This is a genomic window from Halomonas koreensis, from assembly GCF_031451675.1.
Classification (GTDB): Bacteria; Pseudomonadota; Gammaproteobacteria; order Pseudomonadales; family Halomonadaceae; genus Halomonas; species Halomonas koreensis.
On sequence record NZ_JARWAK010000011.1, the window covers coordinates 84,340 to 97,987 of the forward strand.

At 72.7% G+C, this 13,648-nt stretch carries 14 protein-coding genes; 3 read left to right on the forward strand and 11 right to left on the reverse strand.

Translation table 11 applies throughout. The features are described from left to right. Position 1: 1 nt before the first annotated feature. Genes cobS through cobT form a run of 6 tightly spaced genes read right to left on the reverse strand, consistent with a single transcriptional unit; the run spans position 2 to position 5,150 of the window. On the reverse strand, positions 2-760 hold the full coding sequence (cobS, locus tag QC818_RS13000) for an adenosylcobinamide-GDP ribazoletransferase (RefSeq protein ID WP_309653293.1): 759 nt from the start codon (positions 758-760) through the stop codon (positions 2-4). Then, positions 757-1,293 (reverse strand): bifunctional adenosylcobinamide kinase/adenosylcobinamide-phosphate guanylyltransferase, encoded by a 537-nt coding sequence (locus QC818_RS13005; protein WP_309653294.1) that lies wholly within the window; start codon positions 1,291-1,293, stop codon positions 757-759. The genes cobS and QC818_RS13005 overlap by 4 nt, the downstream gene beginning before the upstream one ends. Continuing rightward, on the reverse strand, positions 1,290-2,381 hold the full coding sequence (cobD, locus tag QC818_RS13010; RefSeq protein WP_309653295.1) for a threonine-phosphate decarboxylase CobD: 1,092 nt from the start codon (positions 2,379-2,381) through the stop codon (positions 1,290-1,292). The genes QC818_RS13005 and cobD overlap by 4 nt, the downstream gene beginning before the upstream one ends. A gap of 32 nt (positions 2,382-2,413) precedes the next feature. Further along, positions 2,414-3,394: an adenosylcobinamide-phosphate synthase CbiB gene (gene cbiB, locus QC818_RS13015; protein WP_309653296.1), complete on the reverse strand. Its 981-nt coding sequence runs from the start codon at positions 3,392-3,394 to the stop codon at positions 2,414-2,416. Then, positions 3,391-4,095 (reverse strand): adenosylcobinamide amidohydrolase, encoded by a 705-nt coding sequence (locus QC818_RS13020; RefSeq protein ID WP_309653297.1) that lies wholly within the window; start codon positions 4,093-4,095, stop codon positions 3,391-3,393. The genes cbiB and QC818_RS13020 overlap by 4 nt, the downstream gene beginning before the upstream one ends. A 5-nt stretch (positions 4,096-4,100) precedes the next feature. Then, entirely contained in the window at positions 4,101-5,150 is a 1,050-nt protein-coding gene (gene cobT, locus QC818_RS13025) for a nicotinate-nucleotide--dimethylbenzimidazole phosphoribosyltransferase (RefSeq protein WP_374710091.1), read from the reverse strand. A gap of 125 nt (positions 5,151-5,275) precedes the next feature. Between cobT and QC818_RS13030 the strand changes: the two genes are divergently transcribed. Continuing rightward, positions 5,276-6,346, forward strand: a complete 1,071-nt coding sequence (locus QC818_RS13030; protein ID WP_309653298.1) for a PA0069 family radical SAM protein — start codon at positions 5,276-5,278, stop codon at positions 6,344-6,346. Between the two features lie 13 nt (positions 6,347-6,359). On the opposite strand, the gene QC818_RS13035 is transcribed toward QC818_RS13030, so the two are convergent. Beyond that, positions 6,360-7,280: a LysR family transcriptional regulator gene (locus QC818_RS13035; protein WP_309653299.1), complete on the reverse strand. Its 921-nt coding sequence runs from the start codon at positions 7,278-7,280 to the stop codon at positions 6,360-6,362. Positions 7,281-7,448: 168 nt separating this feature from the next. Here QC818_RS13035 and aptA point away from each other — a divergent pair, with 168 nt between their 5' ends. Beyond that, on the forward strand, positions 7,449-8,792 hold the full coding sequence (gene aptA, locus QC818_RS13040) for an omega-aminotransferase AptA (RefSeq protein ID WP_309653300.1): 1,344 nt from the start codon (positions 7,449-7,451) through the stop codon (positions 8,790-8,792). A 232-nt stretch (positions 8,793-9,024) separates the two neighbouring features. Beyond that, positions 9,025-10,515, forward strand: a complete 1,491-nt coding sequence (locus QC818_RS13045) for a CoA-acylating methylmalonate-semialdehyde dehydrogenase (RefSeq protein ID WP_309653301.1) — start codon at positions 9,025-9,027, stop codon at positions 10,513-10,515. Between the two features lie 25 nt (positions 10,516-10,540). On the opposite strand, the gene QC818_RS13050 is transcribed toward QC818_RS13045, so the two are convergent. The 4 genes from QC818_RS13050 to QC818_RS13065 all read right to left on the reverse strand — a co-directional run bounded on the left by QC818_RS13050 (position 10,541) and on the right by QC818_RS13065 (position 13,630). Beyond that, the gene (locus QC818_RS13050; protein ID WP_309653302.1) at positions 10,541-11,536 is read right to left on the reverse strand and encodes a zinc-dependent alcohol dehydrogenase family protein; all 996 of its coding nucleotides are present in this window, start codon (positions 11,534-11,536) and stop codon (positions 10,541-10,543) included. Positions 11,537-11,635: 99 nt separating this feature from the next. Continuing rightward, positions 11,636-12,475 carry a DUF2797 domain-containing protein gene (locus QC818_RS13055; protein WP_309653303.1) on the reverse strand — a complete coding sequence of 280 codons (840 nt, stop codon included), beginning with the start codon at positions 12,473-12,475 and terminating at the stop codon, positions 11,636-11,638. Beyond that, positions 12,459-12,743: a YeaC family protein gene (locus tag QC818_RS13060; RefSeq protein WP_309653304.1), complete on the reverse strand. Its 285-nt coding sequence runs from the start codon at positions 12,741-12,743 to the stop codon at positions 12,459-12,461. The genes QC818_RS13055 and QC818_RS13060 overlap by 17 nt, the downstream gene beginning before the upstream one ends. A 35-nt stretch (positions 12,744-12,778) precedes the next feature. Then, complete coding sequence (locus tag QC818_RS13065; RefSeq protein ID WP_309653305.1) at positions 12,779-13,630, reverse strand: rhomboid family intramembrane serine protease; 852 nt, start codon at positions 13,628-13,630, stop codon at positions 12,779-12,781. Positions 13,631-13,648: the final 18 nt, after the last annotated feature.

Genomic DNA, 13,648 nt, shown 5'->3' on the forward strand with positions numbered 1-13,648 from the left:
GTCAGGCCATGGCGAACGACCACCAGCTCCAGGCGATCAGCAGCAACCATAGTTCTCCTCCCTCGATGGCGGCCCCGACGATGTCGCCGTTGAGGCCGCCGAAGGCCCGGCGCACCGCCAGGCCGTAGATGATGATGAAGGCCCCCAGGCCGAGCGCCAGCCAGGCGCCGCCCGGGACCCAGGCCAGCAGCGCCAGCGGCACCGGCACCGCCAGCAGCAGGTCGCGTCGCGTCAGGCTCTGCCGCCAGGCGTGGGCCATCCCCTCGGGGCGGGCGGCCTGCATGCCCACCAGCAGCCCCACCCCGCCGAGCCGGCCCAGCGCGGCGATCGGCACCAGCCACCAGGGGCTCGCCCCGGCGTCCAGAAGGGCCCACAGCAAGGCACCCTTCCAGGCCAGATGGAAGACCAGCGCCAGTATCCCGAAGCTGCCCACCTGGGGATCCTTCATGATCGCCCAGCGCTTCTCGAGGGCGGCATTGCTGCCCAGGGCATCGGCCAGGTCCATCAGGCCGTCGAGATGCAGGCCGCCGCTCAGGGCCACCCACAGGCTGAGCAGGGCCAGGGCCAGCAGCGGCAGCGGCACCACCGCCTCGAGCAGCGTGCCGACGGCGCCCAGGATCCCCCCCATCAGCGCCCCGACCAGCGGATAGGCCCGCGCCGCCCAGCGCCGGGTGGCCGGCGTCCAGGGGCAGGCCAGCGGCACCGGCAGCCGGGTCAGGAACTGCACCGCCAGCAGCAGGCCGAACATCGCCGCCTTCATGGGGCATCTCCCTTCCAGTCGATGGGCTGGCCGGCCACCACCTCGATGACCCGATCGGCCTCGGCGGCCAGGTCACGGTGCAGGCGCTGCAGGAAGGCCAGGTAGCGCCACACCAGGGATTCCCGGGGCGGCAGGTCCTCGTTGAGGTCGTTGGAGACCACCACCAGGTCGAGATCCCGCCGCCGCGCCGTCGCCAGCAGCCGGGCCAGCTCCCTCCGCCCCCCGGCCGGCTGCCAGCCGGCCTCGAACAGCACCCGACTGGCCCAGATCGTCAGGCAGTCGAGCAGCACGCTGCTGCCCGCCTCGAGACCGTCCAGCGCGCCGGCGATTTCCAACGGCGCCTCCAGGGTCGTCCAGCCTTCGCCTCGCTGGCGGCGGTGCCGGGCGATCCGGCGGGCCATCTCGGCGTCGCCGGCCCGGGCGGTGGCGAGATAGTAGCGCGCGCCGCCGCGGGCCGCCTGCCGGTCGCCGACCAGCGCCTCGGCCACGCCGCTCTTGCCCGAGCGCGCCCCGCCGGAGACGAAGGCGATCATGCCCGCCTCCACTCGGCCAGGGCCTCGATCAGGCGGGCATTGTCCGCCGCCCCGCGCAGGGCCAGGCGCAGCCAGGCCCCGTCCAGGCCAGCGAAGCCATGGGTGTGCCGCGCCAGCAGGCCACGATGCAGCAGGAAGGCGAACAGCGACTCGCTGGTCTCGGCATCCGGGCCGCCGCGCAGCAGGAAGAAATTCGCCTGGGTGGGCGGCACCGCGAAGCCGAGATCGCGCACCGCCGCGGGGACCGCGGCGCGCTCGGCCGCCAGCCAGGCCCGGGTGCGCGCCAGGTAGTCGCGATCGGCCAGCAGCGGCGCGACCAGCGACAGGGCCAGGGCATTGACGCTCCACGGCATCTGGAGGGCCGCCAGGCGGCGGACCCGATCGGGCGCGCCGAGCAGGTAGCCCAGGCGCAGCCCTGGCAGGTCGTAGAGCTTGGTCATCGAGCGCAGCAACAGCAGGTGCGGCGTCCCGTCGAGCCAGGGGGTGAGCCGTTCGTCGCCTTCGGTGAAGTCGATGAAGGCCTCGTCCACCACCAGGGTGGTGCCGGTGGCATGCGCCCGGGCCAGCAGCAGCTCGACGTCGGCGCGCGGGATCAGCGTGCCGGTGGGATTATGGGGCCGGCACAGGAAGGCGACGTCGACGCCGTCCAGGGCGTGCAGCGCCGCCTCAAGATCGAGGCGGAAGGCCTCGCCGCGCAGCGGCAGCGAGACGACGTCCAGGCCATAGTGCCGACAGGCTCGGGCGTACTCGCCGAAGCCGGGCTCGACCACCAGCGCTCGCCCGCCGGCGTGCAGGGCCGCGGCCAGGTAGATCGCCTCGGCGCCGCCGTTGGTGACCAGCACCCGCTCCGGCGCGACGCCCTCATGATCGGCGATGGCTCGGCGGGCATGGTCGTCGTCGGGGTCCGGATAGCGGCTCAGGGCCTCGCCGGCCGCGGCCAGCCGATCCGGCAGCCAGGCCGGCGGGCCCAGGGGATTGAGGTTGGCGCTGAAGTCGATCACCGGATGATCGGCGGGCAGCCCGCAACGCGCCAGCAGCGGCGCGATGCGCCCGCCGTGGGCCGGCCAGTCCGGTGCCTGCGCTGTCATCCGGGATGCCATGTCGGTCCTCATGTCGGTCGTCATATCAGCCACTCCCGCAGCGCGACCAGGGGCAGCATCAGCCCCAGGAACCCCAGCCAGCCGGCGTGCATCAGGCGGATGGCCCGCTCGATGTGGCCGGCCGTCAGGGGCGTGATCGGCGTGCCCAGGGTGGCCCGCCGGGAAGGCCGACCGGCGTAGCGATTGAGGCCGCCGAGGCGCACGCCCAGCAGGTGGGCCACCATGGCTTCCGGCCAGCCGGCATTGGGGCTGGGATGACGCGGCGCCTCGCGGCGGGTGGCGGCCAGGGCGCCGGCGGTGCGGCTGCCGGGGATCGCCCGGGCCGCCAGCCACAGCGCCAGGGCGGTGAGCCGCGCCGGCAGCCAGTTGGCGGCGTCGTCGAGCCGCGCGGAAGCCTTGCCGAAGTCTTCAAAGCGCGGACTGCGATAGCCGACCATGGAATCCAGGGTATTCACCGCCTTGTAGGCCAGCGCCAGGGGGGCCCCGCCGATCAGCGCCCAGAACAGCGGGGCGGTGATGCCGTCCACGGTGTTCTCGGCCACGGTCTCCACCGCCCCGCGGGCCAGCTCGGCCTCGTCGAGGGTCTCGGTGTCGCGCCCGACGATCATCGACAGGGCGCGGCGCGCCTCGGGCAGCTCGCCCCGGGCCAGGGGCACGGCCACCGCCCGTGCCGCCTCGGCGAGTCCCCGGGAGGCGAAGGCCGTGACCAGCAGCGCCAGCTCGGCGATGACCGCCAGCCCCGGCGCGACCCGCTCGAGCGCCGCCAGCAGGCTCCAGGCGAGTGCCCCGGTGCCGCCCACCACCAGGACCGCCAGCCGGCGGCCGCGACGCCGGCGCGCGGCCGGCGCGCCATGATTCCAGGCCCGCTCCAGGCGGGCGATGACGCGGCCGATGCCGACCACCGGGTGCGGCAGCCAGGGCGGATCGCCGACCACCAGGTCGAGGGCCAGGGCGAGGGCGACCAGCCCGAACAGCTCGAGGGACAGCGGAGCCGGGATCATGGGCCGCCCTCCCCGCCCGCCGCCAGGGAGGCCAGGATGCCGCCATGAACGGCGGCGGCGATGGCGCGCCCCAGGGCGGTGCCCGAGCCGGCGTAGGGCGTCGCCGGCCCGCGCTGGGTGACGGCGATGGCCAGGCAATCGGTGGAGGTGCCGGTGGCCGGGGTGCCGGTCTGCGGGTCGCGCACCCCGGCGTCCGCCAGGGCCCGGACCTTGGCCTCGGCGGCCGACAAGGCGGCATTGACCAGGCCGCCGTCGGTGAGATGGCCGTCGACGAAGACCTGGAGGTTGAGGGTGCCGATCACCAGGCGCGGGTCGCCGGCCGCCGGCGCGGTGATGTCCACGGCATTGCCGACCCCGGCGGTGACCGCCGCCAGCACCCGCCGATGCCCCGCGGCGGCCTGCTCCAGCGCCAGCCGGGACAGCGGGACCGCCGTCATCATGGCCACCGTCCGCCGCGCGGGAATGCCCCGACCGGCCAGCCAGGCCGCCAGGTCCCGCGCCGGGGCCTCGCCGGCATAGCCCTTGTCGACATGGAAGTTGCAGAAGTCGCATGCCCAGCCCGGCCCCGCCCCGACCAGGGCGCTGCTCAGGGTGCGCAACGGCCAAGGGTGGCGCAGGTGGACGCAGGCGTCATCGGCGGCCAGGATCAGGCCGTCGCCGAAGGCCAGGGTTCTCGTGGCAGGGCGCAGCGGGGCATCCATCGGGATCAGGTCGCCTCGCGGCCGTCGACGCCGGCATCGGCGAAGGTGGCCATCTCGCCCAGCATGGCGGTGGCGGCCTCGAGCAGCGGAAAGGCCAGGGCGGCGCCGGTGCCCTCCCCCAGGCGCAGCTCCAGGTCCAGCAGCGGCTCGGCCTCGAGCGCCGCCAGGGCCCGGGCATGGCCCGGCTCCCGGGCGCGATGGCCGAAGATCAGGTAGGGCCGCAGCGCAGGGTCGAGCCGGCAGGCGGTGAGCGCGGCCACCGTGGCGATGAAGCCGTCGACGAGAACCGGCAGCCGTCTGGCGGCGGCCTCCAGGTAGGCCCCGGCCATGGCGGCGATCTCCAGGCCGCCCAGCGCGGCGAGCACCCCCAGCGGGTCGGCGGGATCCGGCGCCCGCTCGGCCAGCGCCGCCTCGATCACCGCCCGCTTGCGCGCCAGGGCGTCGCCGGACACGCCGGTGCCGGGCCCCACCAGCTCGGCGACGGGAGTGCCGGTCAGGGCCGCCAGCATGGCGCTGCTGGCGGTGGTGTTGGCGATGCCCATCTCGCCGGCGATCAGGCAACGACAGCCCGCCTCGGCGGCGCGCCCCGCGGCGCGGCGGCCGACCGCGAGCGCCGCCTCGGCCTCGTCCCGGCGCATGGCGTCCTCGCGGGCCAGGTTGGCGGTGCCGGAGCGCACCCTGTCATGGACGATGCCCGCCCCGGACAGGTCGGCGGCCACCCCCGTATCGACCACCTCGAGGCGCGCGCCGAGGCGCCGGGCGAAGGCGTTGATGGCCGCACCGCCGGCGACGAAGTTGGCGACCATCTGCGCGGTCACCGACTGGGGGAAGGCCGAGACCCCCTCTTCCGCCACACCATGATCGGCGGCGAAGACCACCACGCCGGGAGGCGTGACCCGCGGGAAATCCTCGCCGGTGATCCCAGCCAGGGCGACGGCCAGGGCCTCGAGCCGCCCCAGGCTGCCCGGCGGCTTGGTCAGGGTGTCCAGATAGCGGGCGACCCGCTCGGCGCAGGCGGCATCCGGGGGGGCGATCGTCGGCAGGCAGTGGTTCACGGCGGACTCCGGGCATCCTTGTCTGGCCGAACATGCTACCAGAGCCGGGGGGCGATCCGCCGCCGACCTCGACAGACGCGCCCCGCCGCCCGATACTGTACATAAATACATAAAAGGAGCCGAGCATGGCACGCCCCCGCGATCAGGCCCTGGCCCGCAAGGGCCGCGGCGCGACCTTCGATCCCCCCAACCGCTTCGCCCCCACCCGGCGCGCGAGCGTGGACGACGGCTGGTGGCAGGAGGCCGTGCCCGAACGGCTGGCCACCGAGGTCGCCGAGGAGCGGGCCCGCAGCGCCCTGGCCTGGAACCGTTCGCCGGACCTGCCCTTCGACCGCTCCCTGAATCCCTACCGCGGCTGCGAGCACGGCTGCATCTACTGCTATGCCCGGCCCAGCCATGCCTACTGGGACCTGTCCCCGGGCCTCGACTTCGAGACCCGACTGATCGCCCGTCACGGCCTGGTCGAGCGGCTCGAGGAAGAGCTCGCCCAGCCGCGCTATGCCTGCCGGCCGATCAACCTGGCCGGCAACACCGACGCCTACCAGCCGCTCGAGGCCGAGCGGGGCACCACCCGGCGGGTGCTTGCCCTGCTGCTGGATTGCCGCCACCCCGTCACCCTGGTCACCAAGGGGGCGCTCGTCCTGCGCGACCTGGACCTGCTGGAGGCGCTGGCCGAACGGCGGCTGGTGCGGGTGATGGTCAGCCTGACCAGCCTGGACGCGACGCTGAAGCGCGTCCTGGAGCCCCGGGCGGCCGCGCCGGGGACGCGGCTGCGGGTGATCGAGCGGCTGAGCGAGGCCGGGGTGCCGACGGGCTCGCTGATCTCGCCGGTGATCCCGGGGCTCACCGACCACGAGCTGGAGCGCCTGTTGAGCGCGTCCCGGGAGGCCGGCGCCCGGGACGCCGGCTGGATGCTGCTGCGCCTGCCCCGGGAAGTGGCCCCGCTGTTCGAGGACTGGCTGCGCCATCACTACCCGGAGCGGGCCGCCAGGGTGATGAGCCTGATCCGCCAGTGCCGCGGCGGACGCGACCATGACGCCCGCTTCGGCCACCGCATGCGCGGCCAGGGGGTGTTCGCCGAGCTGCTCGACCAGCGCTTCCGCCAGGCCCATCGGCGGCTCGCCTTCCCCGGGCTGCCGCCGCTGGACACCGAGGGCTTCCGGCCGCCACGGCGCCAGGGCGAGCTGTTCGACTGAAGACGCGCGCGCCTCATGGGTCGACCAGCCGCCTCAGCTCCTCGAGATAGCCGTCCAGCACCAGGTTGGGCGGCGCCCCCTTGCGGGTGATGGCGCAGTAATGGGTCAGGTAGTGCCAGCGTGCCGGGTTGAGCGCGCGCATCCGGCCGTCGCGCACCCAGCGTTCGGCATAGTGGGTCGGCAGGTAGCCGATATAGCGGCCGGAGAGGATCAGGAAGGCGATGCCCTCCCGGTCGGTGGCCGAGGCGTCGGCCCGCAGCGGCTCGTGGCAGGCCTTGATGGCGGCCGTCTGGGCGTAGGCGGGCACCACAGCATCGCACTCGGCCAGCCGCGCCTCGGTCACCTCCTGGGCCTCGAACAGCGGGTGGCCGCTGGCGCAGTAGAGCCGCGAGCGCTCGGCATAGAGCGGCAGGTAGTCGAGCCCGGGCAGGGTCTTGAGGGCGGGGATCACCCCGGTGTGGAGGCGGCCGTCCAGCACCGCCAGCTCGATGTCGCTGGGCGGGATCATGCGGATGTTGATGCGCACCTCCGGGCCCCGCGCCTTGAGGGCGCTGAGCGCATGGGTGATGTGCATCTCGGGCATGGTCACCAGGTTGTCGGTGATGCCGATGTTGAGTTCGCCCTTGAGCCGGGCATGCAGGCCGTTGACCCGGGTCCGGAAGTCTTCCACCGCCGCCTGAAGCTGCAGGGTGGCCTCATAGACCTCGGCGCCCTCGTCGGTCAGGGCGAAGCCGCTGCGGCCCCGCCGGCAGAGCCGCAGGCCGAGCCGGGTCTCCAGGTCGCTCATGGCCATGCTGATCGCCGCCCGGCTGATGTTCAGCTCCACCTCGGCGGCGGAAAAGCCGCCGCATTCCACCACCTGGCGGAAGATCCGCAGCAGGCGCAGGTCGGCATCGCTGGGCTGGGCCGTCAGGGGGCCACGGCGGGCGGGCATGGCGGGTCCTCGTGCTCGGCGGGGGGAAGACTCGCGATCGGGGCGAACGCGATAAGTTAACCAGACACTTACACAAAGATAAATACATCAGAATTTAACTGACCCGGGGCCGGGCCTAGCCTGTTCCATGACCATGACACCACAACGGCCCAATCACGGGGGTGCCCCATGTCGGATCGAGACGTCCCACACGCCGCGGGCCTTGGCCCGGCGCAGCTGGATGCCTACTGGATGCCCTACACCGGCAACCGCCAGTTCAAGCGCGACCCGCGCATCATCACCGGCGCCGCGGGCAGCTACCTCACCGATGCCCGGGGGCGGCAGGTCTTCGACGGCCTCTCCGGCCTGTGGACCTGCGGCGCCGGCCACTGCCGCCCGGAGATCACCGAGGCGGTCGGCCGCCAGCTCGCCGAGCTGGACTATGCCCCGGCCTTCCAGTTCGGCCACCCCAAGGCCTTCGAGCTGGCCCACCGCCTGCGGGAGCTGACGCCCGACGGCCTCGACCACGCCTTCTTCACCGGCTCCGGCTCGGAGAGCGCCGACACCGCTCTGAAGATCGCCCGAGCCTACTGGCGCAAGAAGGGCCGGCCGACCAAGACCAAGCTGATCGGCCGCGCCAAGGGCTATCACGGCGTCAACTTCGGCGGCATCAGCCTGGGGGGGATCGGCGCCAATCGCGCCCTGTTCGGCCAGGGCGTCGACGCCGACCACCTGCCCCACACCCTGCTGCCGGACAACGCCTTCACCCGCGGGCTGCCCGAGCGCGGCGCCGAGAAGGCCGAGGAGCTGCTGGAGCTGATCGCCCTGCATGACGCCTCCAACATCGCCGCGGTGATCGTCGAGCCGCTGGCCGGCTCGGCCGGGGTGATCCCGCCGCCCAGGGGCTACCTCCGGCGGCTGCGCGAGATCTGCGACGCCCACGACATCCTGCTGATCTTCGACGAGGTGATCACCGGCTTCGGCCGCATGGGGGCGATGACCGGCGCCGAGGCCTTCGGCGTGGTGCCGGACATCATGAACGTCGCCAAGCAGCTGACCAACGGCGCGGTGCCCATGGGCGCGGTGATCGTCCAGGGCGAGATCTATCGCACCTTCATGGAGCAGGGCGGCCCCGACTACATGCTCGAGCTGCCCCACGGCTACACCTACTCGGGCCATCCGGTGGCCTGTGCCGCGGCCCTGGCCACCCTGGACCTGCTGGAGAGCGAGCGCCTGGTCGAGCGCGTGCGCGAGATGGCCCCGCTCTTCGAGGACGCCCTGCACGGCCTGAAGGGCAGCCGCCACGTCAGCGACATCCGCAACTACGGGCTGGCCGGCGCCCTGCAGATCGCGCCCTACCCCGGCGAGCCGGCGCGACGCCCCTTCGAGATCGCCATGAAGTGCTGGGAGAAGGGCTTCTACGTGCGCTACGGCGGCGACACCATCCAGCTCGGCCTGCCCTTCATCGTCGAGCGCGAGGAGATCGATCGCCTCGTCAATGCCCTGGGCGACGCCCTCGGCGAACTGGACTGAGCCATCGGCGAGCCCAACCAAAAGCTGCTTTACACAAGCCGGTTAACGAGATGAGCTTTCCCGGCGTCAAGCCTTCGCGAGGGCGCTGTAAACCCTTCCATGGGCGCTACTTTTGCCGTCCATGGGCAAAAGACCCTCGCGCCGCCTTGTCCCCGGCGCTCATCTCGCCCGACGTTTGTGAATGATGTCTCACTCACCTCACCCCATAACGGTGACTTCGAGAGGTAACTCCATGACCACACTCGGCCATCTGATCGACGGCGTCCGGGTCGACGACGCCGCGCGCACCCAGGAACTCTACAACCCCTCCACCGGCGAGGTCGCCGGCCGGGTCGGCCTGGCCTCCAGGGCCACCGTGGAGGAGGCCATCGCCGCCGCCCAGGCCGCCTTCCCGGCCTGGCGGGACACCCCGCCCGCCAAGCGGGCGCGCATCCTGTTCCGCTTCAAGGCGCTGCTGGAGCAGCACGCCGACGAGATCTGCCGGCTGATCGGCCAGGAGCACGGCAAGATCGTCCACGACGCCAGGGGCGAGCTCGCCCGCGGCATCGAGAACGTCGAGTACGCCTGCGGCGCGCCGGAGCTGCTCAAGGGCGAGTACAGCAAGAACACCGGGCCCGGCATCGACTCCTGGAGCGACTTCCAGCCGCTGGGGGTGGTGGCCGGCATCACGCCGTTCAACTTCCCGGCCATGGTGCCGTTGTGGATGTTCCCGATGGCCATCGCCTGCGGCAACACCTTCGTGCTCAAGCCCTCGGAGCGCGATCCGACCTCGACCCTCTACCTCGCCGAGCTGGCGCTGGAGGCGGGCCTCCCCGCCGGGGTGCTCAACGTGGTCAACGGCGACAAGGCGGCCGTCGATGCCCTGCTCGACGACGCCCGCGTCCAGGCCGTCAGCTTCGTCGGCTCCACGCCGATCGCGGAATACATCTACGGCCGCGCCTGCGCCAACGGCAAGCGCTGCCAGGCGCTGGGCGGCGCCAAGAACCACGCCATCGTGATGCCCGACGCCGACATGGACAACGTGGTCGACTCCCTGACCGGGGCGGCCTTCGGGTCCTCCGGCGAGCGTTGCATGGCGCTGTCGGTGGCCGTGGCCGTGGGCGACGCGGCCGCCGAGGCGCTGATCGACAAGATGCGGGCCCGGATGGCCAGCCTTCGGGTCGGCCCCTTCCACGACGCCGATAACGACTTCGGTCCGGTGATCACCCGGGCCCACCTGGAGAAGGTCTGCGGCTATATCGCCGGCGCCGAGGCCCAGGGCGCCGAGGTCGTGGTCGACGGCCGTGGGGTCCAGGTGCCGGGGCACGAGGACGGCTTCTACGTGGGCGGCACCCTGATCGACCGCGTGACGCCCGACATGACCTGCTATCTCGAGGAGATCTTCGGCCCGGTGCTGCTGGTGGTGCGCGTCGACTCGATGGAGGCGGCCATGAAGCTGATCGACGATCACGAGTACGGCAACGGCACCTGCATCTACACCCGCGACGGCGAGGCGGCCCGCTACTTCGCCGACCGCATCCAGGTGGGCATGGTCGGCATCAACGTGCCGCTGCCGGTGCCGGTGGCCTACCACAGCTTCGGCGGCTGGAAGCGCTCGCTGTTCGGCGACCTGGCCGCCTATGGCCCCGACGGGGCGCGCTTCTACACCCGGCGCAAGACCGTCACCCAGCGCTGGCCCTCGGCCGGGCTGCGGGAGGGATCGCAGTTCGCCTTCCCGTCGTAGGCACTCGCCGGCTCGGCGTCCTAAGTCAGGGCACCAGCACCGCGGCCCCCGAGAGGCGACCCTGGCGCAGGTCGTCCAGGGCCCGGTTGGCCTCCTCCAGCGGGTAGGCGACGGTCTCGGTGCGGATCGGCACCTGGGGGGCCAGCGCGAGGAACTCCTCGCCGTCGCGGCGGGTGAGGTTGGCCACCGACTTGAGGCTGCGTTCCTCCCACAGCAGCCGGTAGGGGAAGGACGGGATGTCGGACATGTGGATACCGCCGGAGACCACGCAGCCGCCGGGGCGCACGTGCGAGAGCGCGATGGGCACCAGCGCGCCCACCGGGGCGAACAGCAGGGCGGCGTCCAGCGGCTCGGGGGGTGCCTCGTCGCTGCCGCCGGCCCAGGCGGCGCCGAGGCGCCGGGCGAAGGCCTGGGCCGCCGTGTCGCCGGGCCGGGTGAAGGCATACAGGGTCTGGCCCCGGGCGATCGCCAGCTGGGCGAGGATATGGGCGGCGGCGCCGAAGCCGTAGATCCCCAGCCGTCGCGGGGCGTCGCCCCCGGCCAGCCGCCAGGTGCGATAGCCGATCAGCCCGGCGCACAGCAGGGGCGCGGCGGCCCGGGCATCCTCGGCCGGCAGCGGGAAGCAGTAGCGGGCGTCGGCCACGCAGTACTCGGCGTAGCCGCCGTCCCGGGTGTAGCCGGTGAACTCGGCGCGCTCGCAGAGGTTCTCGCGGCCGGCCCGGCAGGGCGCGCATTCGCCGCAGGTCCAGCCCAGCCAGGGCACGCCCACCCGCTGGCCGGGCGCCGGGTCGCCGACGCCCTCGCCCAGGGCATCGACCTCGCCGACGATCTCGTGGCCGGGGATCAGCGGCAGCCGGGGACGCTCGAGTTCGCCGTCCACCACATGCAGGTCGGTGCGGCAGACCCCGCAGGCCAGTACCCGCACGCGCACCTCGCCGGGGCCGGGCTCGGGCCGGGGCAGGGTTTCCGGCTGCAACGGCCGGTGCGGGGCATGCAGGCGCATGGCGCGCATCTCGCTCATGGGAGGCTCCTCCGCGGGACACGCCCCGAGCATAGCCCATGGGGGCCGGCGCTGAGCGGGCGTCACCGCCCGGCATGACCCAGGACAGACGATCGGCCCTCAGGCCTCGACGGTGACCTCGTAGCCGGTGAACTTGCGCAGGTTGATCACCCCGCTGTCGAGGATCAGGTACTGGCCCTTGATGCCCATCAGGGTGCCGGCCACCTCGGGGGCCTTGTCGAAGTTGTGGGAGACCACCTTGCGGGGATACTCGAGCACCGGATAGTCGAAGGTTCGCGGCGCCTCGTCGAGGGGGCGGATGGCGTCGCCGCCGAAGCGCTCGCGCAGGTTGGCCAGGCCGCCGGCCAGCCGCTCGAGCAGGCGGTCGCGCTCGGCCACCAGGTCCAGCTCGGGCGTCTCGCCCTTGAGCATGGCCCGCCAGTTGGTGCGATCCGAGACCTCTTCCTTGAACAGCACCTCGACGAAGCCGGACTGCTGGCGGGTATCCACCGCCAGGATCGGCAGCGCCTGGACGGCGCCCTGATCGAGCCAGCGGGTCGGCACCTGGGTGGCGCGGGTGATGCCGACCTTGAGCCCCGAGGCATTGGCCAGGTAGATCAGGTGGGGCTGGAAGCAGTGACGCTCGCCCCACTCGGGCTCGCGGCAGGTGCCCTCGAAGAAGTGGCACAACTCCGGCTTCATGATGCAGGTGTCGCAGCGGGCCAGCTTCTTGAAGCAGGGGTAGCAGTGCCCCTGGCCGAAGCTCTTGCGGGTCGCGCGCCCGCAGTGGGTACAGGCGATGGCGCCGGTCCAGGTCAGGCGCAGCGGCCGGCCCAGCCGAGCGTCGAGGTCGAGCCGCGCCTCGCCGGCGCGCAGGGCGTAGCGGGCCGGCGAGCCCGGCTCGACGGCCATCTTGGCCAGGCAGCCCCGCAGGACGACGGCGTCAGTCACCGCTGGCATCCCGGCCCAGGCCGGCCATCTGCGGCGAGACGCCCGCGCCGCCGCTGTCGGCGCCGCAGGTGCGCCGCTCCAGGTAGCCCACCCGCTGCTCCTCGGGCACGCCGTTCTCCACCTCGAAGCGCATCACCGCCTCCAGGCAGAGCTCGGTCTGCTCGGCGGTCAGGAAGCGACCGTCCGGCCACTTGCGCAGGGCCACCGCCTGCTTGAGGCTCTCGTAGATGGCGGGCGTCATCTGCTGGATCATGCGCTCGAAGGTCATATCGCTCATGGCGGCTTCTCCGGGAGGCAGCGAAAGAAGGGAATTCATCGCCGGACACGGCGTGGTCGCGAATGATACCAGCCCAGCACCAGGCCCACGACCAGGCCGCCCAGGTGAGCCTCGTTGGCCACATTGCCGAAGCCGAACAGCTCGGCCACATCGGTCATGGTGAAGACCATCCAGCCGAGCATGAAGACCACCAGCATCTGGGGCACGAAGAAGCCGTCGCCCGGGCGCCGGCGCGACATCAGCCAGACATAGCCGAGCAGGGCGAAGTCGACGCCGGACATGCCGCCGAACAGCACGGTGCCGGTGGCGTACTGGGCCAGGTTGCCGCCGATGCCGGCGGCCAGCAGCAACAGCAGCATGCGGCCGCTGCCGTGCAGGGTCTCGATCTGGCGGCCGAAGAACCACAGCCACAGCATGTTGAAGATCAGGTGCATCCAGCCGAAGTGCAGGAAGGCCGGCGACAGCAGCCGCCACACCTGCCCCGAGGCCAGGGTGTCACCCAGGCTGCCGAAGGCCAGCTGGCCCTGCGCCACGCCCACCGGCACCACGGTCAGGGCGGCGATCACCCGGTCGCCGAGCAACCCCATGACGGCGAAGACCGCCAGGCACGCCACCAGGGCCGTGCCGGTGACCGGGGCGCGACGCAGGGGCGCCAGCCAGGGCGGCAGCGACGGCCGCGCCCGGGGCGCACCCTCGGGCATCAGCGACTCGCCGCGCTGCCACCGGGCCAGCAGCCGCTGCATGGCCTCGCGCTGCCCGGGGTCGACCAGCCACAGCACCTGCCCCTCCTGCTCGTCGGTGAAGAAGTGGCCGATGCGATGGGCCCAGAGCGCGCGCCGCAGCTCGCGGGTGTCGAGATCATGGGGGAGCAGCATCACCCGATACATGGCGTCTCCAGGCGGCAG

Excerpts from the sequence above, each read along its gene's own strand:
- cobS (WP_309653293.1), bottom strand. The coding sequence starts at position 760 with ATGAAGGCGGCGATGTTCGGCCTGCTGCTGGCGGTGCAGTTCCTGACC.
- QC818_RS13005 (WP_309653294.1), bottom strand. The coding sequence starts at position 1,293 with ATGATCGCCTTCGTCTCCGGCGGGGCGCGCTCGGGCAAGAGCGGCGTG.
- cobD (WP_309653295.1), bottom strand. The coding sequence starts at position 2,381 with ATGACAGCGCAGGCACCGGACTGGCCGGCCCACGGCGGGCGCATCGCG.
- cbiB (WP_309653296.1), bottom strand. The coding sequence starts at position 3,394 with ATGATCCCGGCTCCGCTGTCCCTCGAGCTGTTCGGGCTGGTCGCCCTC.
- QC818_RS13020 (WP_309653297.1), bottom strand. The coding sequence starts at position 4,095 with ATGGATGCCCCGCTGCGCCCTGCCACGAGAACCCTGGCCTTCGGCGAC.
- QC818_RS13030 (WP_309653298.1), top strand. The coding sequence starts at position 5,276 with ATGGCACGCCCCCGCGATCAGGCCCTGGCCCGCAAGGGCCGCGGCGCG.
- QC818_RS13035 (WP_309653299.1), bottom strand. The coding sequence starts at position 7,280 with ATGCCCGCCCGCCGTGGCCCCCTGACGGCCCAGCCCAGCGATGCCGAC.
- aptA (WP_309653300.1), top strand. The coding sequence starts at position 7,449 with ATGTCGGATCGAGACGTCCCACACGCCGCGGGCCTTGGCCCGGCGCAG.
- QC818_RS13045 (WP_309653301.1), top strand. The coding sequence starts at position 9,025 with ATGACCACACTCGGCCATCTGATCGACGGCGTCCGGGTCGACGACGCC.
- QC818_RS13050 (WP_309653302.1), bottom strand. The coding sequence starts at position 11,536 with ATGAGCGAGATGCGCGCCATGCGCCTGCATGCCCCGCACCGGCCGTTG.
- QC818_RS13055 (WP_309653303.1), bottom strand. The coding sequence starts at position 12,475 with ATGCCAGCGGTGACTGACGCCGTCGTCCTGCGGGGCTGCCTGGCCAAG.
- QC818_RS13060 (WP_309653304.1), bottom strand. The coding sequence starts at position 12,743 with ATGAGCGATATGACCTTCGAGCGCATGATCCAGCAGATGACGCCCGCC.
- QC818_RS13065 (WP_309653305.1), bottom strand. The coding sequence starts at position 13,630 with ATGTATCGGGTGATGCTGCTCCCCCATGATCTCGACACCCGCGAGCTG.